The organism is Arthrobacter ramosus, from assembly GCF_039535095.1.
Classification (GTDB): Bacteria; Actinomycetota; Actinomycetes; order Actinomycetales; family Micrococcaceae; genus Arthrobacter; species Arthrobacter ramosus.
In genome coordinates, this window is sequence record NZ_BAAAWN010000001.1 from 3,314,689 (window position 1) to 3,341,487 (window position 26,799).

Sequence of the window (26,799 nt, forward strand, 5' to 3'; positions counted from 1 at the left end):
TCTGTTGGCTCCTCCTTCAATCGAGGAGTTCGGACCGAAGCACTCCGCCCTTCCTAACCCCAATTGCCTTGAGAGTACACTTGGCGAGACTTCGCCACACTCCCGAGATCGTGTCAGGTCGTTCCGCGAACGGACCTGCAGACCGCCATTTCAAACTGCGATTTAACCGCCAAACGAAATCAATGGTGCCACTGGCCGTTCATCCTTCCGCCATGGAGTGCAGGACTGCCTCGGCCCCGGATCGGACTTTAGAATGGCTCGACGCTGTCCAGCCATTCTTGTGCGGCAAAGACCGGATTCGAACCGGACTCCATTGACACCCCAGGCCCGCTACGAGGCATATGGAGCAGACATGACCTATTTTCTCTGCCGTGATGTCCTTTGGTGCCACCGGTGTTCTGGGCTACCTGGACTGGCGGAAGCTGCGCGGCGTCGGGGTCGTACGGCCTTTCCATTGGATCTGGGCCTTCCTGCCCACGGTCTATGTCATCGGCCGGACAACCGTCATCAGGAAAGTCGCCCCGCGCAGGGGCCTGGCACCGGTATGGGTGCTCATCGCCTCATTCCTCCTGATCGCGTTGTACCTCAACCATGTCATCTAGACACGCTCGTCCACACCATCGCCCAACAAACCGCAGGCTAACGCTCAGCGGCGGGACGTTCGGCTCTTCTGTGCAGATTCTTCTGCCTCGGCTTTGGCGGACTGAACGATCTCGAGGAAATCCGCCCGTTGCAGGTAGTCCTCGCCTGGTCCGCCGGCTTCGCCCTCCGCCTCTGCTTTTATCGCAACATATAGGATCAGGAATGCGACCGAAAAGCCGCTCACGAGCATGGCAGCTGCAGCGGTATACATGGGCCACAACTGTGGGATGCCCGAAACGTTCAGGACGCCCATGATGGCGAGGAAGGCCAAAGCAACAGTTGTACTTCTGAAACGCATGCGCATCAGGGCGAAGGCTGTGGGCCCTGCCAGTAGCCGACTCCCAGGATCGCTGGTTACCAAGTCAACGCTCCATATCCACCATTGAGTAAGTCGGAGGGCAGGGTGCTCACGTCGGCCGGCTTCGTTCGCTTGAATACCCCATGCCCCAGTGAATCACGAGGTTGCCGCGATTTGTCTGAGGACCGTTCAGACGAAACGCCACACGGATAGCTCCGGGACTCACACCATGCGAGGCGGTGACATCCCTGATCGGTCCGAATTCGGCGACCCGGTCAGTAGGCTCGTAGGTGGTCCTGGATCAGGCCGTCTCAGTGGTCCTCAATTGGGTTGACATACTCAAGAGGATGCAATTCTGTTGTGGACTTCCGTCTAGGTTTCCTCCAAGTAGCCACCCGTCATGCGGAGCGTCGGAAAGGTGGCCGGGCTTGGCTCTCGATTGATACCGGCGCCATCGACAGTTGACGGCGTGCGGAAGCGAGCGTCATACGGGAGTACAGGACAGCAACACCGGTTAATACCTCAACCTTCTCTTCAGCGAGTGTCTCCGTACGAAGGACGCAAACGAATGTCGCAGGAAGCGCTTCCGTGGTTCGCCAGATTCATACCGATGCTTATCGTCGTTGCTGGAGGTGTGGGAGTCTACTTGTTGGCCAAGCGCCGCAAACCGGTATCCTCTCCTCCTGGCCGGGGGCTGCGGCTATTCGACAAAGACGGAAATGAAGTCAAAGGACCCCTCAGGACTGTGACGGCCGTCGTCTTGGTCATCATGTTGATAGCCGCCTTGGTTGCCGTCATTCTCCCCTTCACGTCCTGGTGAATCCGGACGGCAACGAGGCTGACACCGCGGCCGCGATGATGCGCCGGTTCACCACGGTGCGGTCCTTCCTGCCGGCGTTGGCATCGGCGGAACCCTTTGGGGCCACCGCAGGCGGGGCCCCAACATTGGCCGCCCTGGCGGCGTTGCCGGACGTTTTGGCCGGCCGTATTAGAGATCCTAGCCAGGTTGATCTGTCCGTATTAGAGATCCTAGCCAGGTTGATCTGTCCGTACTGTCACCGGCCTGGCAAGGCCTGATCGAGGGTGCGGGAGAGATCGATCGCAGTGGATACGGCGTTGGCGATGCTCGCATCAGAGAGATGCTCGAAGAACGACAGTGGCAATCGCCCTTCTTTCGTCAGTTTCAGGACCTCGCCCCAGTGGTAGTCCTCGTCATCGTTCAACCACAGCCAGCCACCGGGATGGTTTTCTGGTGGTGAGATGTGGGTGTGCTCTGATTTGATTGTGCCTTGCTGGTTCGGTGCAACGTATTTCAGTTGCCCTTTGTAGACGTTCACAGGTGATGACGATCCACTTCCCGCGTTGACCGTGAAAGCCGTCAGACCTTCAACTATCACCAAGGCGAGCACTTGCACCCTCTTGACATTGGCAGCGTCAATGAAGTTCCGTGTGCCCGTGTCGGGGTAGAACGCGTCTTCGATCATGCTGTCAAAGCTATCGGCAGTATGGCGAGCGTGCTTATTCTTCTGGCGGGTCACCCAACAAATCAGAAAGCGCCCGTCTTAACGGTGAGGTCAAAACGGGCGCTTAGCCTGTGGATAACTCCGCGTAGTGCCAAGTTAGTGCCACGAGCTTCTACGAGGTCAGTCCAAAACGGGCTGAAACCCGCAGAATCTAGCGGTAGGGCTACTCGGACTTGAACCGAGGACCTTAGGATTATGAGTCCCGCGCTCTAACCAGCTGAGCTATAGCCCCGAGTCGGCGGGGGCCGCTTTGTCAGCGTCCCCGGCCAAAACACTCTAGCAAAACATTTCGGCTCCCGATGCCAAGCGGCGGCCTACGCCGGGTCCACGCGACTAGATGACCTTGTCTTCATAGCTCGCCCCGCGGTAGAGGTCTTCGAACGTCTGCAATGTGCCTTGGATGCTGTGCGGCTCCACCATGGCGCGGCTCGCCTTGCCCATGGCTTCGAGTTCGCCGGCCGGCAGGCGGAAGAGCTCGGTGATCCGGGCTGCCAACTCGTTGCTGTCCCCCGGCGTGAACAGATGCCCGTTTTCGCCTTCGCGCACCAGATGCGGCAGGGCCATAGCATTGGCGAGAAGAACCGGCGTCGACGCCGACATCGCCTCGAGCGTCACGAGGGACTGCAGTTCGGCGGTTCCGGGCATGCAGAACAGGTCAGCGCGAATGTACGCCTTCCTCAGGTCCTCATCGCTCGCCAGGCCCAGGAACTTGACCCGGTCCCCCAGGCCCAGCCGCTTGGCTTGGGCCGCCAGCGCGGCGCGGACCTCGCCGCCGCCGACGATTTCAAGATGCACATTGAGTTCGGCGGGTGTCTTGGAGACTGCGTCGATCAGGACGTCCACATGCTTTTCTTCGGCAAGGCGGCCGACAAAGAGAACGGTGGGGTTGGCATGCGGCTCGATCTCTTCCCCCGGCGCCAGTTCATAAGCCGCCGCGTCGATACCGTTGGACAGGGGCAGGACCTTGCGGAGGAAAGCGTGCTGGTGCATGGCCTTCGCGGCCAGCGGCGTGGGGGTGGTGACGACGTCGGCCTGGCCCATGACTTTGCCCATGTCTTTCCACGACACCCGCCCGATGATGTCCTTGAACCATTGCGGGAACGGCAGGAAGGGGTTCAGGTTTTCGGGCATGAAGTGGTTGGTGGCGATGATCCGAATGCCGCGTTTCTTCGCCTCGTAGAGAACGTGTTCGCCGATCGAGTAGTGGCTCTGGATATGAACGACGTCGGGCTGGACCTTGTCGAAGAGCAGCCGAATGTCGTTCTTGATTTCCCAGGGGTAGCAGATGCGGAAGTACTCGTGCGTGAAGACTCCGTGGGACTTCAGGCGGTGTACCGTGCCTTCATCCCCGAATTCGGTGAAGCTCTTGCCGTTGTCCGCCCGGCAGGCCAGCACATGGACATTGTGTCCGCGCGCCTTCATGCCTTTGGCAAGCCGGTACCCGAACTGAGCAGCACCGTTGACCTGCGGGCGGTAGGTTTCCGCCGCAATCAGGATGGTGAGGGGTTTGTTGGTTTCGGGAACGGTCACGTGGAGAACTCCTGATGGTCACGGTGCGAACATCGCAAAACGCCTGGCCCTGCGGTGTCTTCGCCGGTTGCCTGCCGCGGGTGTGCGGGGCACGGTTGTCGAACTTTGCCCTAGGCCTTCCGGCTTGCAGCCGCCTTCGCGTCACGTTTTCGCTTGGTGACCTCCGGATGGTGCCGGCTCAGGGCAATAACCCCCACGATAGCAAGGGAAGCGGCCACAGCCATGCCGATTGCAAGCACGGCGTGGACATCGGGACGAAGCTCACCCAAAATTGCGATCCCGATGGCAATTCCCACAATGGGGTCCACCACAGTCAGCCCTGCGATCACCAAATCCGGCGGCCCACCCGAATAGGCACTCTGCACGAACCAGGAGCCGAGCCCGCCTGCCGCGGCAATGGCGACTACGGTGTACCACTGCACATTGAGCAGAAAGTGCCCGTTGGGGTCCAGCAGGTGCCGGCCGATGATACGTGTCAGGACCGCGACGAATCCGAACAACACACCGGCTCCCAGGATGTACACGAAAGCACTCAAGCGGTGTCGGAACACCACGGCCAACGTTCCAAAGAGCCCGACGGCGAGGGTCAACAGGAGCACGATGGTTATTTCGTCCTCGCCGCTGACGTGGTGGTTCTCCTGGGTGGCGTTGACGGCCAACAGGACGAACATCGCAGAGCCGGTCACGCAAGCCGAGATCGCCACTACCGTGCCGCGATTGATTTTAAGTCCCTGGTCCTTGGCGTTGACCACCGTGGTGATGACCAAGGCGATGGCTCCGATGGGCTGCACCACCGTCAGCGGTGCTGACACCAGGGCAATGGCGTTCATGCCCATGCCCAAGGCAAGCAACAGCAGGCCGAGCATCCACCGCGGATTTCGCAGAAGCCTCAGGAAACCGTGGGAACTCAGGGCGAGGCCACCGGTATCCGCTTTGACCGCGCTCCCCTGGCGCTGGGCGCCAATGGCAAGGCAAAAGGCGCCAAGCACCGCAAGAAGGACTGCGAACCAGACCATCAGCCGCGACCGCCGTCGTTGGCTTTGAGTTCTTTGCCCTTGCGGAGGATTGCCCAGAAATAGTTGTAGGCCGCCACCCAGTGCCCTAGCAGACCCAAGCCCAGGCAGACCCAGGCGATCACGAAGTAGACACGGGTGTTGGGAACCGCGAGCTTGGAGAGGACCAGAAGAGGCGTGCCCAGGAGCAGGAACGCCGTCCGGATCTTGCCGATCCGGCTCACGGGGAGGTCGGGGTGGCTATGGAAATAGAACAATGAGGCTGTGGCAAGCACTGCGTCGGGCACCACCAGGGCGGCCAGGTACCACCAATCCACCACCCCGGCGATGACGAGCGTGACAGCGACGGTGATGAGCGCCAGGCGATCCGCCACGGGATCGAGGATGCGGCCCAGTTTGGAGGTTTGGTTGAAACGCCGCGCGACGTAGCCATCCACCCAGTCAGTGCCGCCCATGATGGCGAGAACCAACACGGCGAAACCATATTCCCTTTGCCACAGCACCAGCCACACGAACAGCGGGACGCCCATGAAGCGCAAAACAGTCAGGAAATTGGGGACCGTGAAGATGAGATCATGGTCGATCTGTGGCTGGCCCGGGCGTGCGCCTGCACCGATGAACTTCACCTGTCCCCCTTTCCGTAGTCCGCAGCTGACGCTGCCGTCCCGATTACTTCTTGAACAGCTTCCGCAGTCCTACTGCGGCCACCGTGGCGGAAGCGGCGAAGAGAAATAGCTCTTTCCAGCGTGCAGCGAGCCGCTCCGGCAACCCGGCCGGAACCTTCTCACTGAAATCTGCGAGTTTGTCGGCAGCGAACCGGCGTCCGTCGTCGAGCTTTTGCCCGGCAGCGTCGCGGAGGACCTTTCCCTGGGTCTTGACGTCGAGCTCGACGCCGAGCTGATCGCGAACGTCGGCGAGGTGCTCGCGGCGCTGCTCCAGACGGCGGAGCAGCTCAGCTTCGCTTGGGGCGGGGGGTTGCTCGGCTTTGTGTGCTTCTGCCTTGGCGGCCTTTTCGGCCTTGGCTTTCTCAGCTGCGGCGGCTTTCGCTGCCTCCGCTGCCTTGTAGGCTTCCGACGAGGGATCGAGGATACTGGCGTCGAAGGAAGTGCCCTCCTTGACTATGCCGAGATCGTGCTTGATGCCGCGGATGGTTTTCTCAGGCACAAGCGGCATGGCCCCCTTGAACGCACGGAAGGCGATGAGGGCTCCGATAAGAATGATCAAAAGGAACGCCGCCGCAACCACAAGCGCAGCCAACCACGGGGGCATGACCGTGGCCAGGCCCAAGATGGCAGCCACAACCAGGGCGATGACGAGCAAAGAGAAAAAGATCAGCGCAACGCCAACGAAAGCGCCGGCAATGCCCAACTGTTTGCCTTTGCCCTTAAGTTCAAGCTTGGCAAGGCTGATTTCGTCGTTGAGCTGCCGCGGCGCGAGCCGGGCTGCAAGTTTCAGGGTGTTCGGCAACGCCGAAATGCCCGGGCCTTGGCCAACCCGGCCGCTGTGACGTCCACTCATAGGTTCCGCCTCACTGCTTCCATCTTGCTCCTACCCGGCTCCGGCACGGAGACGAATACGACCGCCCGCGCACACCTGTCCACAAAACTACCATTCAGCTTCAGCCTCAACTTCCGGGACGGTCCTGCGGCGCGCCCCAGCCATCGCTGATAAATATGATCTGTCGCACATAGGATTGATAACCGTGAACACTCCCCCTGTACCGGGCGATTCCCTCAGTCGACGCGAAAAACTCCTCTATATCCTGCTACTTGGCGCATTGACCGCCTTGGGTCCATTTACCGTGGATCTCTATCTGCCGGCGTTTCCCGCGCTGGAGCATCATTTCGACGTGTCAGCGGCTGCGATCCAACTCACACTGACCGGCACGACAGTGGGCTTCGCCATTGGCCAATTGGTGGTGGGTCCGTTCAGCGACAAGTTCGGGCGCCGCACGCCCTTGATCCTGGCAACGGCCCTGCATATCGGTTCCTCCCTCGGCGCAGCACTTTCCACGGACATCAGCACACTTGCCCTGTTCCGCGTCCTCATGGGCGTCGGTGCAGCCGGCGGTGGCGTGGTGGCCATGGCGATGGTCCGGGACCTCTTCGCCGGTTACGCCATGGTGCGGATGTTCTCCCGCATGTCGCTGGTGAATGGCCTGGCGCCCATTCTGGCTCCGATCATCGGTTCACAACTGCTGTTGGTGATGCCATGGCCCGGGATCTTCTACTTCCTGGCAAGCTACGGATTCCTCGTGATCATTGCTGCGGTGTTCCTCATCCGGGAAACGTATCCCGCCGAGCTCCGCCGGCAGACGACGTCGACGGCGGGCCAACGCTACAGGGCCGTGTTCGCCGACCGGATTTTTGTCGGGATGCTGCTGGTCGGCGGGTTCAACTTCGGCGGACTGTTTGCTTACCTTTCCGCGTCCACTTTCCTGTTCCAGCAGGTCTACAACTTCTCCCCGCAGGAATACGGCCTGCTGTTCGGCGTCAACTCCCTGGGCATCGTCGCCGGCGTCCAAATCAGCTCCAGGGTCATCAGGCGAGTGGCACCCCAATGGATCATGGCATTCGCCACGGCCTGGATGTTGCTGATGGCCCTTTTGATTGTGGTGTTCGATCTGCTCGGCTTCGGCCTATGGGGCGTCATGGTCCCGCTGTGGTTCTACATCCTTGCCACCGGGTTCATGTTCCCCTGCGTCCAGGTGATTGCCCTGGCCAACCACGGCGCGCAGGCCGGAACCGCGGCTTCCTTGCTAGGTGCCTCGAACTTCCTGATGGCCGGCATCATCCCGCCCGTGGTTGGCTGGCTGGGCGTCAGCTCTGCCGTTCCCATGGGGGCCGTCCAGGCAGTGTGTCTCGCAGGCGCCGTGTCGGCCCTCTGGCTCGTCGTGCGGCCGCGGTCCGTCCCGTCCATCCACTGATGCGCCCGTCCACTGATGCGCGTCGCCCGGCCGTCCGCAGGGAGAAGTAGGCTCAAGCCATGACGCGCAAACCGCACCGCAACGGCAGGGGCTTCTTCCTTGGAGCGATGCTTGGCGCCGTCGTCGGCTTCTTGCTGGGCCGCGGGGCCGGAAACCCTGTGCTCGGAGCCCTGCTGGGCGCCGTCGTCGGTTCCGCAATCCTTTACCGGATCAATCCCGGGCCATGGAAACGGGACTAAGCGGGCCTTCCGTTGCTTCGAGGCCTGTTGCCGGTCATGGCCCGGCGATAAAGTTGAGATGTGCCCCGTTGGCAGGAACTACAGCCTATTCCAGCCCCATGGCAGCGCAGGGATGATGGCATCCTGCCGCTGTGGTGGGATCGTCTGTGCACCGTGACAAGCCCGCAATCCGCGGCCCTTTATGCGGCCGGGCTCTTCACGGAGGACCGCCGCCGCCCGATTGCGCAATGGTTCAATCCGACAAATGGCGCGGCCCTGCTCGTGGCTCCGGAGACTTCTCCCGAATGGCCTGTCCAACGCTTCGGAATCTTCTACGCACCCCCCGGCGGCGGATTCACCCGCGTCCACTCCGCCGCCCACGAATGGCACCCGCGGGAGCCGAGGACGCCGCCCACCGAGGACGACGCCTTCCAGTCCGCCGTGGCCGAAGCGGCGAGATTCCTGCAAGTCGAAATGGACTTCGTTTGACGACTTGGCTATGGGATTCTGCGCATTCGAAATGATTGCGCAAATCAGGGGTTATAGGACAAACGTGCGTATGGGAGGGGCTTGCTTCCCAGTGTTGACGGGTGAATTCCGGGATAGCTAAGCTTTGGAAGCCCAGGGTGGCCGGGGTGCTTGCATATCTCTGGAATGTCTGGTCTGCGGGGCCAGCCACGCCGGTGAACGCCGGGACGTCGGCCGACGCTCAGAGCTCGAGGCGTTCCTTGGCTGGCTGATGGGCACCTCCAATCAGTCTTCGCTCACCTCGTTCGGCGCCGCCCGGTCATTCCGCCGCCGCATGGCCTAGTGCTGGAACGTTGCCCCGCGGATCCCGGTGCCGGGGAGGTCCATGACCAGATCCAGGTCGACGGGATCTACGTCGGTTCGTGGTGCTGCCTGATCGCCGTTGTCGCCTTGCAATGGCTTCCCGTAAGCGAAGCTGGTTCGACGATCTATGGACACCGTCGGATTCTGCTGGATCATTCTCTTCGCCGAAGTTGCCGGTCCCGTGATTCCGCGGGCCCGGAATTTATCCATTCGAATGATTGAGCAGAATCCGACATCCGAGCGAAGACGATCCCGGGACGAACATGACGCGCCCGGGATTTACGCACGTTTTGTCCTAATAACCGGCAAATCAGGCAAACCGAGGCAAAAAAACAGGTCCCGCACCAATAAAATCGGTGCGGGACCTTTGCGCTCCTCCGACTGGACTTGAACCAGTAACCCTTCGATTAACAGTCGAATGCTCTGCCAATTGAGCTACGGAGGAATGAAGCGGTTATGACTTTAGCAAAGGTTTTGCCTCAAGTGAAATCGAGCCCCGGGCACTGTGGGAAGGGCAGCAGAATACCCCTCCCGGGTATCACCAATGCTGCGGAGCCCACGCCCTCACCGAGGATAGGATGGTCCGGCGCGCCTGAGGCGCGCACGTGGCTCGTACGAAGCGCATCCCTGGCGCGAAGGAACAGAAGGAAGCATGTCGAAGAACTGGTCAGCCGAGGAAAACGTGAAGGAAGTTGCCGAGGACGTCTTTTTCGTCCAAGGCCCGGCCGTCAACTGGACCATCCTCAAGCGGGGCAAGGAATTCACCCTCATTGACACGGGCTATCCCGGGAACTGGCCATTGCTCCAATCAAGCATGAATTTCCTTGGACTGGCCACGGAAAATGCTGCCGGAGTTCTCCTGACGCATGGTCACTCCGATCACATCGGCAATGCCGCGAGAATATCCGCAATGGGCATTCCGGTATTTGCGTCCCATGCGGAGCTGCCAAACATCCGCCGGGAGGTCCTCGAGCAAGTCACCGTGAAGGATCTTGGTTTGCGGATCCTCCGCCCGAGGGTCGGCGCGTGGGCCGTACACGCCATCCGATCCGGGGGCTTGTCCGACGTCGCGGTCCCGGGTGTCGTTGCGATGACCCAGGACATTCTGGACGCGCTCCCGGGATCTCCCCGGATCATTGCCACTGGCGGGCACACCAGCGGCCATGTGTCCTTCTTCGTCCCTTCAGCCAAGGCAGTCGTGACCGGGGATGCACTCGTCACTGGCCACGCCGTCAGTCCGGTTTGCGGTCCGCAGCTGTTGCCCGCTGTCTTCCATCACCGCCCGTCGGAGACCTTGGCCAGCGTTGAGGTGCTTAGGCAATTGGGCGCTGAGATGATCCTGCCGGGTCATGGGCCTGTGGTGAGCGGGCTCGACGGGACAATTGAGCTCGTCTCTGACGGAAGGTACTCCCCTTTCGCTTGAATCGACAGTCTTCCGGCCGGGTACGTGTATCGGAGCCTGAGTGGAGAGAGCGGGAGACCGGTTCCAAAACGGGTACCACCCACTCTTAACCCGTGCGGTGCATAGCCAATAGGCTCCGGACCTGGGGATTCTGACCCGGTCTGTTCAGAAAAAGGGGAAGCCGATGCGGCTCCTGACCATACTGTTCCGGCGGCGCACGTGGTTCCGCTGGGCCACGGCCGCGTCCGTGCTGTTTTTGCTTGGCTACTCCGCTGTCTACTTAGGGCCCCCTGCGCGGGCGGCAGTGCCGAAAACAATCATCAGCCTGACCTTCGACGACGGCAATGCCGATCAGCTCCCGGCCGAACAGTTACTGAAGTCACTCGGATTGCACGGCACCTTCTTCATTACGACCAGCTGGATCGATAATCCGTCATGGCTCACCCGAGCCAACCTGAACAGCATCGCTGCGGACGGCAACGAGATCGGTGGCCACACCATCACCCACCCGGACCTCACCACGTTGTCCACGTCGGCCGCAACTAACGAGGTTTGCGGCGGGCGTACAACGCTTGCCAGTTGGGGGTTCAACGCCACCGATTTCGCCTATCCCTTCGCCGCCGAAAACTCTTCCGTCGAGCAAATCGTGAAGAATTGCGGTTTTGCCAGTGCGCGCAATTTGGGTGACATCCGTTCGCCCGCGAGCTGCTCTGGCTGCCCCTTCGCGGAAACCCTTCCGCCGGCCAATCCATACAACACCGCGGCACCGGATGAAGTCGACAGCACGTGGACGCTGCAGAACCTGGAGGACCTGGTTACCAACGCGGAACCGGGAGGGGGCTGGGTCCAGCTGACCTTCCACCACATCGCCGTCGGGACAGATCCCACTTTGACCATCGATCCCAATCTCTTCAAGACTTTTGTCACGTGGCTGGCTGCGAGAACGGCCAACGGAACCACGTCCGTTCAAACGGTCGCCCAGGCCCTGGGCAATGTGCCCAACCAGCCCCCTGTAGCCGCCTTCACATCCTCGACGGCGGGTCTCACAGCCACGTTTGACGGTTCGACGTCGACCGATCCGAACGGGACTGTGGCCTCTTACAGCTGGGACTTCGGCGACGGCTCCCCGGCGGGCACCGGCGTGAAGCCTTCGCACACCTACGCCGCGGCGGGAACGTACCAAGTGAAGCTGACGGTGACCGATAACTCCGGCCTCACAGGGACCGTCACGCACGCGGTACCTGTAGCTGCCGCCGCGACCGCGCCTGCGGCTCCCACAGGGGTGGGCGCGACGGCGGGGAACGCGTCGGCGGTGGTGTCGTGGACGGCTCCGGCCAACGGCGGGTCCCCGATCACCTCGTATGCCGTGACGCCTTCCACCGGCGGCACGGCCCTGGCCCCGGTGACGGTGTCCGGTAATCCGCCTGCGACGACGGCGACGGTCACCGGGCTGAGCAACGGCACGGCCTACACGTTCACCGTCACGGCCTCGAACGCCGTCGGGACGTCCGTTGCTTCGGCCGCGTCCCCGCCCGTCACCCCGACGGCCCCAACAGTTCCGGGGACTCCGACAGGCGTGAGCGCGACGGCGGGCAACGCTTCCGCGGTGGTGTCCTGGACGGCTCCGGCCAACGGCGGTTCCCCGATCACCTCCTACGCCGTGACGCCTTCGTCCGGTGGCACGGCTTTGGCTCCGGTGACGGTCTCCGGAAATCCGCCCTCGACGACGGCGACCGTCACCGGACTGAGCAACGGCACGGCCTACACCTTCACCGTCACGGCCACCAACGCTGTGGGGACGTCTGCGCCGTCCGCCGCGTCGGCCCCGGTCACGCCCACGGCGCCGGTTCCCGGCGTCACCAACGGCGGGTTCGAATCCGGGCTCACGTCCTGGACCACCGGCGGCGTCAAGGCCCCCGTGGCCTCCACCACCGCGCACACCGGCACCGGCTCCGCGCTCCTGGGCCTGGCATCCGGGGCCGAACCCCTCGGGGACAGCAGCCTGGCCCAGACCATCACCATGCCCGCCGCCGGGACCTCCACCCTGTCCTTCTGGTACCAACCGCACACCGCCGACGAGACCTGCACCAGCACCGCCTGCCGCTACGACTGGATGGAAGCACAAGTCCGCACCACCAGCGGCACGGTCCTGGCCAGCCTGTTCAAGCTCTGCAACAACAACGGCACCTGGACCCAGCTCAGCGCCAACCTCTCCGCCTACAACGGGCAGGCCATCTTGCTCTGGTTCAACGTCCACCTCGACGGTTCCAGCCCGGCGGATGACACCTGGATGTACCTCGACGACGTCACCCTGACCAACAGCCAGACAACCCCCACGGCACCGGCGGCCCCGACCGGGGTCACCGCGACCGCGGGGAACGCCTCCGCCACCGTGTCCTGGACCGCCCCGGCCAACGGCGGCTCCCCGATCACCTCCTACGCCATCACCCCGCACGCCGGTGCCACGACCCTGGCCCCGGTCACCGTCACCGGGAACCCGCCCGCCACGACCGCGAACATCACCGGGCTCAGCAACGGCACCGCCTACACCTTCACCGTCACCGCCACCAACGCCATCGGCACCTCACCGGCCTCCACGGCATCGGCACCGGTCACCCCCACCGCAGCCGCGACGGCACCCGCCGCCCCCACCGGGGTCACCGCGACGGCGGGCAACGCCTCCGCGACCGTGTCCTGGACCGCCCCGGCCAACGGCGGCTCCCCGATCACCTCCTACGCCATCACCCCGCACGCCGGAACCACGACCCTGGCCCCGGTCACCGTCACCGGGAACCCGCCCGCCACCAGCACCAACGTGACAGGGCTCAGCAACGGCACCGCCTACACCTTCACCGTCACCGCCACCAACGCCATCGGCACCTCACCGGCCTCCGCGGCCTCGGCGCCGGTCACCCCCACGGGAACCACCACCTCGACCATCACCAACGGCGGCTTCGAATCCGGGCTCAGCTCCTGGATCACCGGCGGCGTCAAGGCACCCGTGGCCTCCACCATCGCCCACACCGGCACCGGCTCCGCGCTCCTGGGCCTGGCATCCGGGGCAGAACCCCTCGGAGACAGCAGCCTGTCCCAGACCATCACCGTCCCCGCCACCGGAACCACCACCCTGTCCTTCTGGTACCAGCCCCACAGCCAGGAAGACCCCTGCACCGGAAATGCCTGCCCGTACGACTGGATGGAAGCACAAGTCCGCACCACCACCGGCACCACCCTGGGAAGCCTCTTCAAACTCTGCAACAACAACGGCACCTGGACCCAGCTCACCGCCGACCTCATCGCCTACAAAGGCCAGACCATCACCCTCTGGTTCAACGTCCACCTCGACGGCTCCACCCCCGCCGACGACACCTGGATGTACCTCGACGACGTCACCCTCACCAACGGGTAAATGCACCAGACGCCAAGATCCCTGCCCTCTACTGAGGTCGGGGATTTCGGGTAACCGCTCGGCGCCCTGCTGGTCCGGGCTGGATTACACGTTCAAGCCCGGGCCGCCCCACTGAGTGTCGGACCCTTCACGTCAGCCAGGCCGTGACTTGGTCAGCCGGCATTGCCTTACTCCAGAGGTAGCCCTGGGCATGGTGGACGCCGAGGCGTCGAAGTTCGGCGAGTTGATTGGGAGTTTCGACTCCTTCCGCGATCACAATCAGGTCGAGGGTGCGTGCCATGCCTAAGATGAGTTCGATGATGGAGGCCCTCTGCGGGTCCGTGTCGAGTACCTCAATAAAGGACCGGTCGATCTTCAGGGTGCGGGCGGACATCCATTGAATGTAGCTCAATGAGGAATAGCCGGTGCCGAAGTCGTCGATGGAAAGCCCGACACCGAGGTCGTGCAGCCTGTGGAGGGTCTCCGATGGAAGCTCAGGTTGCTCCATCAACACGGTTTCGGTGATCTCCAGGTTCACCGCCGCTGGATCGATGCCCGCCGCCAGAGCCGCTGTGTGCACGATGTCCGGGAAGTCGGGGGTCACGAGCTGGCGGGCGGAAATGTTCACTGCGGCCCAGAGGTTCCCGGCTCCCGGAACATTGGAGCGCCACCGCTGGACCTGGGCCAATGCCTCGTTGAGCACCCAGGTTCCGATTGGAACAATGAGGCCTGTCTCCTCGGCGATGGGGATGAACGTGTCCGGCATGATCAGTCCGTGTTCACGATGACGCCAGCGCAAGAGGGCCTCAAACCCGACCGCTTGTTCCGCATCCAGTTCAATGATGGGTTGGTATTCCAGGAAAAGTTCATCCCGTTCCAAGGCCACGCGCAGGTCGGATTGCAGGTCCAGGCGCCCGGCTGCCTGCCCGGTTGTGCGAGAGTCATAGACCACGGAGCCGTCTCCACCGGCGGCCTTAGCTTCATACATGGCCGTGTCCGCGCCGTGCAGCAACGATTCCGCAGTGTCTCCCGGGCCCGAGACGGCGATCCCGACACTGACGTTCAGGAAGATCCTTCGTCCTTCAATATTAAACGGCTGCCGGGTCGCCATCCTGATGCGTTCCGCAGCCGCTGCGGCGTCGCGGGTACCCAGGTTCTCGCAAACGATGACGAATTCGTCGCCGCCGAATCGGCCCACGGTATCGCCCGGTCGGACGGCAGTTCGGAGCCGTTCGCCGAGGAGGATCAAGAGAGCGTCCCCGGCCGTGTGCCCGATGCCATCATTGACGAGCTTGAATCGGTCGACATCCACGAACATCACCACTACCCGCCGGGATGCCCGCCCCAGGAAGCCCCGGAGCACATCGATGAGCAGATATCTGTTCGGCAGGCCCGTCAACGCGTCGTGGCGGGCCTGCCATTCAAGAACCTGTTCGGCGTCTTTACGGTCAGTGATGTCCATGACCGTGGCTAGGAAACGCAACGGCGCCCCGCTGGTGGCGTCATGGGTCATTCTGGCTTGGGACTGCATCCACCGAAGCTCACCGTCGGCCCTCATGATGCGAAACTCGTACTCAACACGCTTCGTGCCTGAGTCAAGCGCCCGCCGCGCGGCCTCGATCACCTCCAGGTCCTCAGGATGGACCAGCGCCAGGGACTGTTTCCGTGAGACCAGTTCGCCCGGGGCCAGTCCGTAGATCCGGGCATATTCATCTGAGTGCGACCACCGGTCCGAAACGATGTCGTGTTCAACGCTGCCCATGTGAACCATTTCTTGGGCGGCGATAAGGCGTTCAAGTTCGGCTGCGGCCACCTGCAGACGTTTCAGCTCAGCGATGTCCCGAGTTATTTCCGTGGACACGGCCACCGCCGCGACCGTCATGGCACCTGTGCCTCGGACAGGACTGACCGTGGCATACACCGTGAACCCGCGTCCCGTTCGGTGCTGCATCCAGAACTCACCTGCCCAGCCTTGGCCCGCGGCGATCCCGTCCGTGATCTCCTGCATGGTCGCTGCCTGTCCCGGTACGTCCAGGCTGGCGATGATCCCAAGATCGGTGATTTTCCGACCGAGGACCTCCGTGGACCGGAACCCGTAAAGCCGCTCGGAGGCTTGGTTCCAATAGATCACCCGCCAGATGTCATCGAGTCCGATAACCGACTGCTCGATTTCCTCCAGCAGCAGCGACTGCATCACCAGATCATCTTGCTTCATTACAGGCATTGCCCCCGGCCCTGCCAACATCCGGAGTCCCCTGGAAGTGCCAGAAGGTTGTGAGCGTCAACGTACAGCCGACTGCGGGGCTTCTCGTTCATTTGCCGAGACCTGGGCGATGGCGCGGCGGGCTCTACGGACAAAGCGGACCATCCGCCAGGAACCATAGAGGGCCGCTAGGACGACGAGCAGTCCGGTGATGATGAGTAGCCATGGGGCGTAGTTGATGGTGGTCTCCGCATGCCCGGTGCCGGCCTCGGAGGTGATGGTTGCTTCCGCGTTGCCGGCCTGGATGAGGGGTGCCTGAATCAGCTTGGCGTGCAGATCGAGATTTGCTCCGGGGAGCATGCTTTCGGGGGTGTCGAATGCGAGTTGGGTGTTCGCTCCGACCCAGCCGCTGATATCGAGCTTGGCGGAGGGGTGCAGGATGGTGTTGCCCGTGTTCTTCAGGGGCAAGGTGAATGTGAGCGCGTCCCCGCTCTGCTGCCAACTCATATCGCCGTGCTGAAGGGACTTGACGGCGGTGCCGGCGACGTTGAGATAGATGCGCACGCCCTGGCGCTGGATGACGTCCAAGCGGACGGCCGTATCTCCGTTGACTTTGGTCGTTTGGCCCTGGACCGGGGGGCTTTGGATGATCAGCCCACCGGCGTAGTCGCCCGGCGGGGTGCCGACGGGCACGCTGATCCGGAAGGGGACTGTAAGGTCCGAGTTCGCCGGCACTGTGATGTGATCAGCGTTCAATTGCGCCCAGGCTCCGACGCCGGAGCGGGCGTCGGACTGGGCGGCCAGCGCGAAGGTCCCCTGCGGTGTGCTGGTTCCATCTACCGGATAGTCCAGCAATGTCATCGGGGACTGCGAATGGTTGGTTACTATCGCTGTAGCGTCCAAGGCTGCCCCCGGAAACAGGGAGAAGTGGAAGAAATCTGCTTCGTTCGCGGGGCGGATTCCCAGAGCCCCGTTGTCGACCGCCACTGCCGGTCCAGAGTTGGCGAGCAGGGCAACGGCCAGCGCCGCTGTCATCATGGCTGTGCGCAGAGGCCGGCGCGGCCGGGGACCTTGTAGTGGGTCATTCACGGGGAAGTCCTTGCTAGGGCGATCGGATTGCTGGGTTTCGTCATGGGAACGCGGCGCGGCGGGGAGTTTCATGGTCCGTCCGGGATGGCGTGCAGCCCGTCGACCGCCAGCCTTCAGGGCTGAACAGTCGGCGGGCCGCACTGTGCTCATGCTGTCAGGAGATGGTGTAAGTAAGGGTCGAGACGTAGGGCAGCAAAGCAGTGGATCCGACCGCGCCGAAATAATTCGACCGGAAGGCATTGGCGGGGACGACAAGGCTGTACGTGGGCGTCAGCGCGTAGATTCCTTTGTTGGTACCCAACGACGAAACGAGGGACTGGGCCGACCCGGACATCGCCAGGGCAGGTGCGGTTATGCCGGAAGCAGCATCAGCACCGATGCCGGCAGTGACCGTCCCCGGGGTGATGGTCAGGTCGCCGACCGGAATGGTGCGGGCTGTTGTTTCAACGGTCCCGGCAGCGCTGGTGGGGACGGTGGCGGTGACCGAAAGCGACCAGGCCGCACCGGTGCCGCGTGTGTCGGAAATGCTCCACGGTGAAGACGAGGTACCCGTGGCTGTTTGGGTGGCCCCGGTCAGGGTGACGCCCGTCAGGGTAGCGCCCGCGGTGGTCGAGGTCAGGGCCCCGCCGGAAACGGTCGAGTCCGCGGTGTCTGCCGTCGCTGCCGGGAGTGCGGCGCTGAGCAGGATTCCGGCGGCGACAAGGATGCCTGCGGCCTTGAGGATTTTGCGCATGGGATTTCTCCAGATGTTGGTGGGCACGCGAAGAACTCGTGCCACAGGTTGGCACAAAGTATTATTTGAGACCGCAAAACCGTGACCGGCCAATGATCGAATTGATTGGCGTGGATCCGAGGGCGGGTTGAACAACCCGCGGCTTCCCGCATCCGGCCTGCCGATAGGCACTGGATTCTTGCGTGAGAGCAATAAGGAATCCGTTCTGTAGCCCCCGCCATGAACGAACGCCACCAACGATGTGGTGTGTATTCGTGACTCCACACGACGCGTACCGCACACCCCCCAACACCGGTGCTCCTTGCCTGATCCTTCGAACTGAGCGAGTAGCCAACAAGCGGGCCCAGGTCACGCAATTCAGCGGGCCGCGTCTCCGTCGATTGTCGCCTCGTCGACGGCACCGCGCAGCTCTGCCGTATGGAGCTCGGGGAGTGGGCTGCGACATATTGCACGAGCTTCGTCGGCAGACACACCCAGCATTCGTAGGAGTGCCTCGGCCGCCCGATCCGTCGTCTCGGCGTCGTCGCGGTCCGGTTCGGCATGCAAGAGCTGTCCGAGGAAGGTTGCCGCGCCGACGGCGCACACCACGGCGACGTCGACGTCTGTCATGGTGAACCGACCGGACTCGATGCCGGCCTGGATGTCGCGCCGCACACGCGGTGCCAGCCCTGTCTGCGCGCCGAGGAGGTCGAGCGCGCTGTGCAGGATCACCTTGCTGAGCTGAGGTTCACGGCGGTGGAAACGACCGGTCAACCGGAAACTGGTCGCAAATGCGACGGCGGGGTCGTCGACGTCGGAGGTGAGTTCGTCGAGGACCGCGCCGAGGAGGTCCAAGACGTGCTCGACCGCTTCCTCGAACAGCTGGTCTTTCGACTCAAAGTGGTTGTAAAAGGAGCCGAGCCCGACGTCCGCAGCCTGGGTGATCTCCAGCACCGGCATGTTGGTCTGTCCTTGAGCAAGGAAGGACTGTGCTGCGCGGATCAACGCGGCACGAGTCTGCGCCTTCCGTCGATGCGACCGGCTGGGTTCAGGGGACGAGGCCGGGGCTGGGGCTGGGGTCATCGTTGCCTCCTTGAAGTCATTCGGTCACGGAAAGCCTAGCAGCGCGCCGTCAGATATGAAGAAATCTTCAACTGCCCTTGACTGACGATATCGTCATAATCGATGATTTAGTCAGAAAGAGAGGCAATCCATGAACGACCACCACGACCACCACGGCACCCACAGCGACCTCCACAGTGAGCAGGGGGCGCTGCGAGGCGAGCACCCCGGACGGGCGGCGAACCCGATCATCAAGGTGCACGACATCGCCTGGCTCGAGTTCCAGAAGCCAGACCTGGCCGCTGCAGAGACCTTCGCGCAAGCCTTCGGATTCGCCACGAGCCTGCGCACCCGTGACGAGCTGCACCTCCGGGGCACCGACGCCGGAGCGCCGTGCGTGATCGTACGGCGCGGACCGAGATCGCAATACCTGGGTGCCGCGTTCACTGCGGCCGAGGCCTCGGACGTCCTTCGCCTGGCTGAGGCGACAGGCGCGACCTCGAAGAAGCTACCGGAGACGATCGGCGGCATGGGCGTCGATCTCGTGGATCCGAGCGGCGCTTCCATTCGCGTCGTCGCAGACACGCACAAACTCCCTTCCCTGCCGGCCCAGACGCCCCTCACCTTCAACGCCGGCCACGAGATGGTGCGGGCCAACCAGACCCAACGGCCGCTGCGTCAGCCAGCGACCGTCCAGCGCCTCGGTCACGTCGTGCTGCAGAGCACAAAGTACCGTGAAACGCTCGACTGGTACCTGCACCACCTTGGCCTGATTGTCAGTGACTTCCTCTACTACCCGGGGCAGCGCGAGCGGGGTCCGACAATGAGCTTCATCCGCTGCGACCGGGGTTCGACACCGACCGACCATCACACGATCGCGATGACGCTGGGCCCGACGAATCGCTACGTGCACTCGGCATACCAGGTGGCCGACATCGATGCCCTGGCCGCGGGCGGTGAGCTTTTGCGCGACCTTGGGTACCACCGCTCGTGGGGAATCGGCCGTCACATCCAAGGCAGTCAAATCTTCGACTACTGGCGTGACCCCAACGGCTTCCTGGTCGAGCACTTCACCGACGGGGACATGTTTGACTGCACCCTCGAGCCCGGTTGGGCACAAATGACCGCCTCCGGTCTCGCCCAGTGGGGCCCTCCGGCCACCAAAGACTTCCTCGGTATGACCCCTGGCCGGGAGTCGCTGCGTGAGCTGGCCTCGATGGTCACGGCGCTCCGCGACGACAACGAGTTCGATTTCATGCGCCTGCGCGGCCTGATGAAGGTAGCCACCTCATGACCATCTCCATCCTGCGAACCGCAGACGACTGGTGGGTCCACACGCCCTCCGGTGCCGCCCGTATCGCCACCCCGGCAACCACCACGGGCGAGCTGCTCGCCGATCGTGCGGCCATCCAAGCCGCGATCGGCAGCAGCGAGACCGTGCCGGTGGAAAACCTCGACCTCGTCTCGCCGATCACAGTGCCGTGCCGTGTGGTGGCCCAGATGACGAACTTTGCCTCGCACGCGAGGGACGCCGGCATGGATCCTAGAAAGATTCCATTGACATTCTTCCGCAAGTCCTCGGGCTCGATCAGCGGGCCTTATGACGACGTCGTCAGGCCCGGGCACGTGCGTTTCCTCGACTACGAGGCCGAGATTGGCCTCGTGATGGGCCGTGAGACCCCGGTCGGCACTGAGATCAACGATGAGACGATCGCCCACTACGTCGTAGGGCTCGTGATCACCAACGACGTCTCGGCCCGCGACCTGCAACTCCCGAAGACCCAGTTCTACGAGTCCAAGTCCTACCCGAGCTTCACCCCCACCGGACCAACGCTCGTGCTCTTCGACGATGAGGACTGGAAGCGCTTTGGTGAGCTGCGGTTGCGGCTTTGGGTAAACGGCGAGATCCGCCAGGACATGACGGTGGCCGACATGATCTACCTCCCAGTCGAGGCGTTGCGGGCACTCACCCGCTTCCAACACCTCTCCCCGGGTGACCTGGTCCTGACGGGCACGCCTGTCGGCACCGCACTGACCGCACCACCCAAACCAGTAGGGCTGATCGCCAATCTGCTACCTCCGGCCGCCAAGTGGCGCCTGTTCTTCAAGGCCCAGGGCCGCAATCCCAAGTACCTCAAGAGCGGTGACGTCATAGAGATCGCCATCAGCACCGACGACGGGAAGGTCGACCTGGGGCGCCAAGGCACGATGGTGAGGGAGGCCCGGTGAACGGCACGCCCCTTTGGCCGCGGTACTCAAGCCCGGACGACGTCGTCGAGATCGAGAAGACGCCCCTCTCCGAACGCGGTCTTCCGGCGTCGACGTACGAGCTGCTGTCTAGGGCCGCGCAGCTGTGGCCGGATCGCACGGCGGCGGCGATACTTCGGGACGCCGGGCGCTGGCAGGAACCGGTCAAGCTGACGTTCTCCGAGCTTCTGCGCGACGTAAACCGGATAGCGAACCTGCTGGCAGAAATCGGGGTTGGCCGCCAGGACACCGTTGCCTTACTCTCGCCCAACTGCCAAGAGCTCATCGCCGCGACCCTGGCCTCCCAGGCTGCTGGGATCGCTGTCCCGATCAATCCCGGCTTGTCCGAGGATCATGTTGCGGAGTTGCTCCAGCGCTCGGGTGCGCGCGTGCTGGTGGCCGCTGGGCCCGATCTTGATCCGGTGGTCACCGAGGCCGCGTTCAGTCTCGCGAAGAGGGGCCTGGTGGACCGTGTGCTCCTTTTGTCACCAACCGGGCAGGCACCAACCGCACAGGCACCAACCGGCCTGGGCGGGACCGGCCTGGGCGGGACCGTGGGATACGCAACCGTGGACTACCTGATGCGGCTGGCGGCGGACGCATCGCCCGAGCAGTTCCACGGCGATCAGCCCGGACCAGGCGATCTGGCGGCAATCTTCCACACCGGCGGCACCACCGGCACCCCGAAGCTTGCGGCACACACCCAGGCCAACGAGATCGCCGACGCTTGGATGCTCGCCGCCAACGAGCTCGACAACGAGGACGCCGTGTACTTCGCCGCCCTGCCGCTATTCCACGTCAACGCTCTCGTGGTGACCGTGCTCGCTCCCCTTTTCAAGGGCCAATCGGTCGTGTGGTCCGGACCGCTGGGCTATCGCGAGCCTGCTCTCTACGAGGTCTTCTGGAAGATCGTCGAGCACCACCGGCTTACCGCGATGAGCGCCGTTCCTACCGTCTATGCCACGCTTGCCGCGGCTCCCGTGAATGCCGACATCAGCAGCCTTCGCCACGCCATGGTGGGAGCCAGTCCCCTGCCCGCGGCCGTGCGTGCCGGCTTCGAGGCAGCCACCGGCGTCGCCCTCATCCAAGGGTACGGTCTGACGGAAGCGACGTGCGTAAGCGTACGGAGCTTCCCAGACGCCGCCAAGGGCTCGCTCGGCTTTCGACTTCCCTACCAAGAGATCAAGGCAGTGCACGTCGACGACGCCGGACACTGGCATGATCTCGGACCAGGCACAAGAGGCCTGCTGGTGATCAAGGGCCCCACGGTCTTCCCCGGCTACGTCACCGGCAATGGCCCCGACGGCCCCTTGCTCGACGGCCTCGGCAAACTGCGGGACGGCTGGCTCGACACCGGCGATCTCGGACAGGCCGATGCGGACGGCTTCGTTCAGCTCACCGGTCGCGCCAAGGACCTGATCATCCGAGGCGGCCACAACATCGACCCCGCAATTATCGAGGACGTTCTCCTCACCCACCCGGAGGTGACCGGCGCGGCGGCGGTCGGCAGACCTGACCGGCATGCAGGGGAGGTACCGGTCGCCTACGTCACCTTGGCCGCGGGCGCGACAACCAGGACCGAGGACCTGATTCGATGGGCGGAGGACCGGGTCGGGGAACGGGCGTCCACGCCGAAGTCCGTCACCATCGTCGACCAGCTTCCGGTCACTGCGGTCGGAAAACCGTACAAACTCGCGCTCCGGGCGGACGCCACAAGGGTAGCGCTGAGCGACGCCTTGCGGGAGATGGCCGCTGTGCACGCCGTGGAAGCCGATATCGAGGACGGCGCGATAGTCGTCACAGTGAGTGCTGACGAGGCATCGCATACGAAGGTCACGCGCGCTCTGGACGAGTACGGCGTCCGCTGGCGGGTCACGCACTGGCCGGCACCAAAGGCGGATCGATGATCACCGTCCTCGCGGTGGTCATGACGGCGCTACTCGTCAGCTATCTTGTTCTCGGTGCGGCGGCAAGAGGATGAGCGCCCACAACTATGGCGCGGTGCCTGTGGTCGTGATCGGCGCTGGTCCTTCCGGGCTAGCTGCAGCCACCCTACTCGGCATGTACGGCGTCGAGTGCCTCGTCCTAGACCGTTGGGAAGGCGTCTATCCGCTACCACGAGCGGTACATCTTGACGACGAGGTCTACCGCATCCTCAACCGCCTAGGCGTGGCGACTCAATTCGCCGGGCTCAGCCGCCCTGCACGCGGGCTGCGTTTGCTCACACCCGGCCACCAGGTGATCGCGGAATTCCAGCGATCGACCGATAGCGGCGCCCACGGCTACCCCCAAGCGAACATGTTCGACCAGCCGGACCTTGAGCAGCTCATGCGCGACAACCTCCGGATTATGCCTTCGGTGACCCTGCGCGGCAATGTCGAGGTGCTAAGTGTGACCCAAGGCAACGCGGCAGTCCGGGTGGACTTCACGGATCGTGTCACGGGAACGCGCGAGTCGATTCGTGCCAGCCACGTCCTCGGCTGCGACGGCGCCAACAGCGTCGTGAGGGAAGCTATCGGCGCGGAGATGGAGGATCTGGGCTTCGAACAGCGATGGCTGGTTATCGACATCGACACCGCGGCGCCACTGAATCAGTGGGAAGGTGTCCACCAGCTGTGCGACTCCTCCCGCGCCGGTACCTACATGCGCGTCGGAGAGGTCCGCTACCGCTGGGAGTTCCGACTGCTGCCCGGCGAGACTGCCGCCGACTTCGCGACGATGGATACTCTCCATCCGCTGATCCGGCCGTGGACCGGCGACGTCCCGGCGGACGATCTGCACGTGCTCCGCGTGGCCGACTACACCTTCCACGCCCAGATCGCCAACAAGTGGCGCGACCGTCGCGTCTTCCTCCTCGGAGACGCCGCTCACCTAAGTCCTCCCTTCATAGGTCAAGGCATGGGGGCAGGACTCCGAGATTCGATGAACCTGGCTTGGAAGCTCGCCGGCGTTCTTGCCGGTGACCTGCCCGCGACAGCGCTGGCCAGTTACCAGACCGAGCGCAAGCGGCACGCACGAAGAGCCATCACCCTCGCAAAACTGGTCGGCCTCACCATGACCGCGGGTGGTCGCGTCGGTACCGCGCTGCGGAGGTTCTTCGGACCGGGCCTGCATCTCGTGACAGGACTCGCAGCCCGGTCCTGGACGGCGCTACCCCCTGGCTCTCGCACTCGACTCTCGGCAGTCGCCCACACCTCCGCCGTCGGACGTCTCTGCCCCAACGCCCCGATGTCGGTTAGCCCGGACGCCAACCGATTCGACGACGTCGCTGGAGACGGATTCGCGCTGTTAGCTCTCGCGATCACGCCCGAGGAGTGCGAACGCATCCTTCACAAGGGCGCGGCACCTGTCGTCCCCGACCCCGGATCTGAGCTCCACCAGTGGCTGGTCCGTCATCGAGTCGCTGCTGCGGTTGTCCGCCCGGATCGCACCGTGATGTTCACTTGCGACTCCGTCTCCGGGAGCCTCACCCGCCTGCCGTCGTTCCTCCCGGCAACCGCGCACGCTGAACGAACAAAGCGATGAACCAAAAATCCCCGCCCTCATACTGAGGGCGGGGATTTTTGAGTAAAGCTCCTCCGACTGGACTTGAACCAGTAACCCTTCGATTAACAGTCGAATGCTCTGCCAATTGAGCTACGGAGGAATGAAGCGTGTACAAGCCTAACAAAGGGCTGCCGGGAAACGAAATCGGCGCCGTTGAAGGCCCTCAGCTATCCATGCGGAGAGCGCGGCGCTGCATTTCCAGCTGCATGAGTTCCCGGTTGAGCCGCTGGAACTCCTCCGGCTGGGCCGAGGCGTCCAGGCGCTGCAATTGGCCCATCTTGTCCGCCTTGACCCTGGTGATCTGTAGTTCGAACAGGCGGGCCAAAATGTCGCGGCAATACCGCTGAAGCGCTTCGGGAGTGCTGGCGGGCAGCGGAACCACAGCAAGCTCGGAGACCAAACCTTGAAGTGGTTCCGGAACTTCCTGGCGGATCCCTTCCACCCAGGCCACAGGGTCTCCCGCGTGGGCCAGCCCGGCTGCCCGAACAGCCGTGTGTACCGCAGAGTAGGCCGGAGTGACGAAGTGGCAGGCCTCAAACCGTTCCCATGCTCCACCGCTAAGCGCGGCTTCGCCTCCTAGGACAGCGGGGTTCTGGATGACCACCTCAAGGGCCTGCCGCTCCATGGCGGCAATGGGATCCCGGGGATCCGGGCGCATGAAGGCGATGGGAGCGTCCGACGGCGGTGCTGCCGCCGGCTGGCCGGCCTGGCCCGGGGTTGTGCCCTGCCCGGCCCCCGGGGCTCCTGCGGTGCTCGCCGCACCTGCAGTTCCCGCAGTGCCCGGCGCGCCGGAAGCAGCGCGCTTGGCAGCCAACCCCACTGCCCGGCTGACCTCCTCAATGGGCATGCCGAGCCAGCCTGCCAGCTCGCGGACATATGCCGGACGGATGCCGGAATCGCGGATCTGTGCCACCACAGGGGCCGACTCCCGCAGGGCGGCGACCCGGCCTTCCACGGTGTCCAGGTTGTGGCGTTTGAGGGAGGCCCGGATGGCGAATTCGAAGAGGGGCCGGCGGGTGCCGATCAAGTCCCGGACGGCCGCATCCCCCTTGAGCTGGCGCAAATCGCAGGGGTCTGCTCCGCTCGGTTCCACGGCCACGTAAGTCTGCGCGACGAAACGCTGGTCCTCCTCAAAGGCGCGCAATGCCGCCTTCTGCCCGGCGGCGTCGCCATCGAAGGTGAAGATGACCTCTCCCCCGGTGCCGTCGTCGGACAGCAAGCGGCGGGCGATCTTGATGTGGTCCGTACCGAAAGCCGTACCGCACGTGGCCACAGCAGTACCGACTCCGGCAAGGTGGCAGGCCATGACGTCCGTGTATCCCTCCACCACCACCAGTTGCCGGTCCTTGGCGATGTTCCGTTTGGCGAGGTCGATGCCGTAGAGGACCTGGGACTTCTTGTAGAGCACGGTCTCCGGAGTGTTCAGGTATTTCGGGCCTTGGTCGTCCTCGTAGAGCTTGCGGGCTCCGAAGCCGATGGTGTCGCCGGCGATGTCCCGGATAGGCCAGATGAGCCTGCCGCGGAAGCGGTCGTAAATGCCCCTGTTGCCTTCCGAAAACATCCCCGTCAGCTTCAACTCGGCGTCCGTGAACCCGCGTCCGCGCAGGTGTTTCAGGAGTGAGTCCCAACCCTGCGGCGCGTAGCCGACGCCGAACTGTTCGGCTGCGGTCCGGTCGAAACCGCGGCCATGGAGGAAGTTGCGGCCCTCGGCGGCACCTGCCGTGAGCAGCTGGGCACGGAAGAACTCGTCGGCTATCTTGTGGGCATCGAGCAGCCGTTGGCGCTTGCCGACCTCTTCGCGGTTGGGACCGGTGCCGCCGTCTTCATAGCGCAGCTCGTAGCCGATCCGGGCTGCAAGCTTTTCCACGGCTTCGTGGAAGGAGGTGTGGTCCATCTTCTGGACGAAGGAGATGGCATCGCCGTCTTCACCGCAGCCGAAGCAATGGTACCGGCCTACTTGGGGACGGACGGTGAACGACGGCGAGCGCTCGTCGTGGAAGGGGCAGAGGCCTTTGAAGGTGCCCAGGCCGGCGCCCTTGAGGGTGACGTAGCCGTCCACCACTTCCTTGATATCGGTGCGCTGGCGTACTTCGTCGATATCTTCACGTTTGATCAGGCCAGCCACGTCACCATCCTAGTCGCTCAGGCGGGCAGCCCCTGAGCGGGCCG

The 26,799-nt window shown here is 63.6% G+C and carries 23 protein-coding genes and 3 tRNA genes; 11 read left to right on the plus strand and 15 right to left on the minus strand.

The genetic code is table 11. The annotated features are described in order from the left end of the window. Positions 1-374: 374 nt before the first annotated feature. A complete protein-coding gene (locus ABD742_RS15365) occupies positions 375-602 on the plus strand; it encodes a hypothetical protein (RefSeq protein ID WP_234750725.1) in 228 nt (75 codons plus the stop codon). A 44-nt stretch (positions 603-646) separates the two neighbouring features. On the opposite strand, the gene ABD742_RS15370 is transcribed toward ABD742_RS15365, so the two are convergent. After that, entirely contained in the window at positions 647-1,003 is a 357-nt protein-coding gene (locus ABD742_RS15370; protein ID WP_234750726.1) for a hypothetical protein, read from the minus strand. 505 nt (positions 1,004-1,508) lie between these two features. On the opposite strand from ABD742_RS15370, the gene ABD742_RS15375 reads away from it, so the two are divergent. Beyond that, entirely contained in the window at positions 1,509-1,760 is a 252-nt protein-coding gene (locus tag ABD742_RS15375) for a hypothetical protein (protein WP_344788442.1), read from the plus strand. Positions 1,761-1,995: 235 nt separating this feature from the next. On the opposite strand, the gene ABD742_RS15380 is transcribed toward ABD742_RS15375, so the two are convergent. From ABD742_RS15380 to ABD742_RS15405, 6 genes are all read right to left on the minus strand, one after another. Continuing rightward, positions 1,996-2,478, minus strand: coding sequence for a hypothetical protein (locus ABD742_RS15380; RefSeq protein ID WP_234750728.1), 483 nt, complete (start codon positions 2,476-2,478; stop codon positions 1,996-1,998). Between the two features lie 143 nt (positions 2,479-2,621). Further along, positions 2,622-2,695 (minus strand) — tRNA-Ile (locus tag ABD742_RS15385). A gap of 101 nt (positions 2,696-2,796) precedes the next feature. Further along, positions 2,797-3,993: a glycosyltransferase gene (locus ABD742_RS15390; protein ID WP_234750729.1), complete on the minus strand. Its 1,197-nt coding sequence runs from the start codon at positions 3,991-3,993 to the stop codon at positions 2,797-2,799. A gap of 110 nt (positions 3,994-4,103) precedes the next feature. Continuing rightward, positions 4,104-5,009 (minus strand): DMT family transporter, encoded by a 906-nt coding sequence (locus tag ABD742_RS15395; RefSeq protein ID WP_234750730.1) that lies wholly within the window; start codon positions 5,007-5,009, stop codon positions 4,104-4,106. Further along, positions 5,009-5,632, minus strand: a complete 624-nt coding sequence (locus ABD742_RS15400; protein ID WP_234750731.1) for a CDP-alcohol phosphatidyltransferase family protein — start codon at positions 5,630-5,632, stop codon at positions 5,009-5,011. The genes ABD742_RS15395 and ABD742_RS15400 overlap by 1 nt, the downstream gene beginning before the upstream one ends. A gap of 43 nt (positions 5,633-5,675) precedes the next feature. Further along, positions 5,676-6,524 carry a phage holin family protein gene (locus ABD742_RS15405; protein WP_234750732.1) on the minus strand — a complete coding sequence of 283 codons (849 nt, stop codon included), beginning with the start codon at positions 6,522-6,524 and terminating at the stop codon, positions 5,676-5,678. A 184-nt stretch (positions 6,525-6,708) separates the two neighbouring features. On the opposite strand from ABD742_RS15405, the gene ABD742_RS15410 reads away from it, so the two are divergent. The 3 genes from ABD742_RS15410 to ABD742_RS15420 are packed head-to-tail and all read left to right on the plus strand — an operon-like array spanning position 6,709 to position 8,639. Next, positions 6,709-7,932, plus strand: coding sequence for a multidrug effflux MFS transporter (locus ABD742_RS15410; RefSeq protein WP_372460916.1), 1,224 nt, complete (start codon positions 6,709-6,711; stop codon positions 7,930-7,932). A gap of 59 nt (positions 7,933-7,991) precedes the next feature. Beyond that, positions 7,992-8,171 (plus strand): glycine zipper domain-containing protein, encoded by a 180-nt coding sequence (locus tag ABD742_RS15415; protein ID WP_234750733.1) that lies wholly within the window; start codon positions 7,992-7,994, stop codon positions 8,169-8,171. A gap of 60 nt (positions 8,172-8,231) precedes the next feature. Beyond that, the gene (locus ABD742_RS15420; RefSeq protein ID WP_234750734.1) at positions 8,232-8,639 is read left to right on the plus strand and encodes a hypothetical protein; all 408 of its coding nucleotides are present in this window, start codon (positions 8,232-8,234) and stop codon (positions 8,637-8,639) included. A 318-nt stretch (positions 8,640-8,957) separates the two neighbouring features. Here ABD742_RS15420 and ABD742_RS15425 read toward each other — a convergent pair whose 3' ends face one another. Both ABD742_RS15425 and ABD742_RS15430 read right to left on the minus strand, forming a co-directional pair. Beyond that, positions 8,958-9,137, minus strand: a complete 180-nt coding sequence (locus tag ABD742_RS15425; protein WP_344788448.1) for a hypothetical protein — start codon at positions 9,135-9,137, stop codon at positions 8,958-8,960. Positions 9,138-9,353: 216 nt separating this feature from the next. Further along, positions 9,354-9,426 (minus strand) — tRNA-Asn (locus tag ABD742_RS15430). A gap of 207 nt (positions 9,427-9,633) precedes the next feature. Here ABD742_RS15430 and ABD742_RS15435 point away from each other — a divergent pair. Together ABD742_RS15435 and ABD742_RS15440 are read left to right on the plus strand one after the other, a co-directional pair. Further along, the gene (locus ABD742_RS15435) at positions 9,634-10,404 is read left to right on the plus strand and encodes an MBL fold metallo-hydrolase (protein ID WP_234750736.1); all 771 of its coding nucleotides are present in this window, start codon (positions 9,634-9,636) and stop codon (positions 10,402-10,404) included. Between the two features lie 163 nt (positions 10,405-10,567). Next, complete coding sequence (locus ABD742_RS15440; protein WP_234750737.1) at positions 10,568-13,792, plus strand: fibronectin type III domain-containing protein; 3,225 nt, start codon at positions 10,568-10,570, stop codon at positions 13,790-13,792. Positions 13,793-13,919: 127 nt separating this feature from the next. Here the strand turns inward: ABD742_RS15440 and ABD742_RS15445 are convergent, their stop codons facing one another. The 4 genes from ABD742_RS15445 to ABD742_RS15460 form a co-directional block, all read right to left on the minus strand. Beyond that, the gene (locus tag ABD742_RS15445; RefSeq protein ID WP_234750738.1) at positions 13,920-15,986 is read right to left on the minus strand and encodes a putative bifunctional diguanylate cyclase/phosphodiesterase; all 2,067 of its coding nucleotides are present in this window, start codon (positions 15,984-15,986) and stop codon (positions 13,920-13,922) included. 66 nt (positions 15,987-16,052) lie between these two features. Continuing rightward, positions 16,053-17,063: a DUF916 domain-containing protein gene (locus ABD742_RS15450; protein WP_234750739.1), complete on the minus strand. Its 1,011-nt coding sequence runs from the start codon at positions 17,061-17,063 to the stop codon at positions 16,053-16,055. A 154-nt stretch (positions 17,064-17,217) separates the two neighbouring features. Further along, on the minus strand, positions 17,218-17,796 hold the full coding sequence (locus tag ABD742_RS15455; protein WP_234750740.1) for a hypothetical protein: 579 nt from the start codon (positions 17,794-17,796) through the stop codon (positions 17,218-17,220). A gap of 357 nt (positions 17,797-18,153) precedes the next feature. Continuing rightward, entirely contained in the window at positions 18,154-18,858 is a 705-nt protein-coding gene (locus tag ABD742_RS15460; RefSeq protein WP_234750741.1) for a TetR/AcrR family transcriptional regulator, read from the minus strand. 130 nt (positions 18,859-18,988) lie between these two features. On the opposite strand from ABD742_RS15460, the gene ABD742_RS15465 reads away from it, so the two are divergent. The 4 genes from ABD742_RS15465 to mhpA all read left to right on the plus strand — a co-directional run bounded on the left by ABD742_RS15465 (position 18,989) and on the right by mhpA (position 24,609). Next, positions 18,989-20,131, plus strand: coding sequence for a VOC family protein (locus ABD742_RS15465; RefSeq protein WP_234750742.1), 1,143 nt, complete (start codon positions 18,989-18,991; stop codon positions 20,129-20,131). Beyond that, complete coding sequence (locus ABD742_RS15470; protein ID WP_234750743.1) at positions 20,128-21,066, plus strand: fumarylacetoacetate hydrolase family protein; 939 nt, start codon at positions 20,128-20,130, stop codon at positions 21,064-21,066. The genes ABD742_RS15465 and ABD742_RS15470 overlap by 4 nt, the downstream gene beginning before the upstream one ends. Then, positions 21,063-22,991, plus strand: a complete 1,929-nt coding sequence (locus ABD742_RS15475; protein ID WP_234750744.1) for an acyl-CoA synthetase — start codon at positions 21,063-21,065, stop codon at positions 22,989-22,991. Before ABD742_RS15470 ends, ABD742_RS15475 begins: the two co-directional genes overlap by 4 nt. Positions 22,992-23,061: 70 nt before the next feature. Beyond that, the gene (gene mhpA, locus ABD742_RS15480; RefSeq protein ID WP_234750745.1) at positions 23,062-24,609 is read left to right on the plus strand and encodes a bifunctional 3-(3-hydroxy-phenyl)propionate/3-hydroxycinnamic acid hydroxylase MhpA; all 1,548 of its coding nucleotides are present in this window, start codon (positions 23,062-23,064) and stop codon (positions 24,607-24,609) included. Between the two features lie 48 nt (positions 24,610-24,657). Here mhpA and ABD742_RS15485 read toward each other — a convergent pair. Both ABD742_RS15485 and dnaG read right to left on the minus strand, forming a co-directional pair. Continuing rightward, positions 24,658-24,730: transfer RNA gene (locus tag ABD742_RS15485), tRNA-Asn, on the minus strand. Positions 24,731-24,793: 63 nt separating this feature from the next. Then, positions 24,794-26,755, minus strand: a complete 1,962-nt coding sequence (gene dnaG, locus ABD742_RS15490; protein ID WP_234750746.1) for a DNA primase — start codon at positions 26,753-26,755, stop codon at positions 24,794-24,796. Between the last annotated feature and the right edge of the window lie 44 nt (positions 26,756-26,799).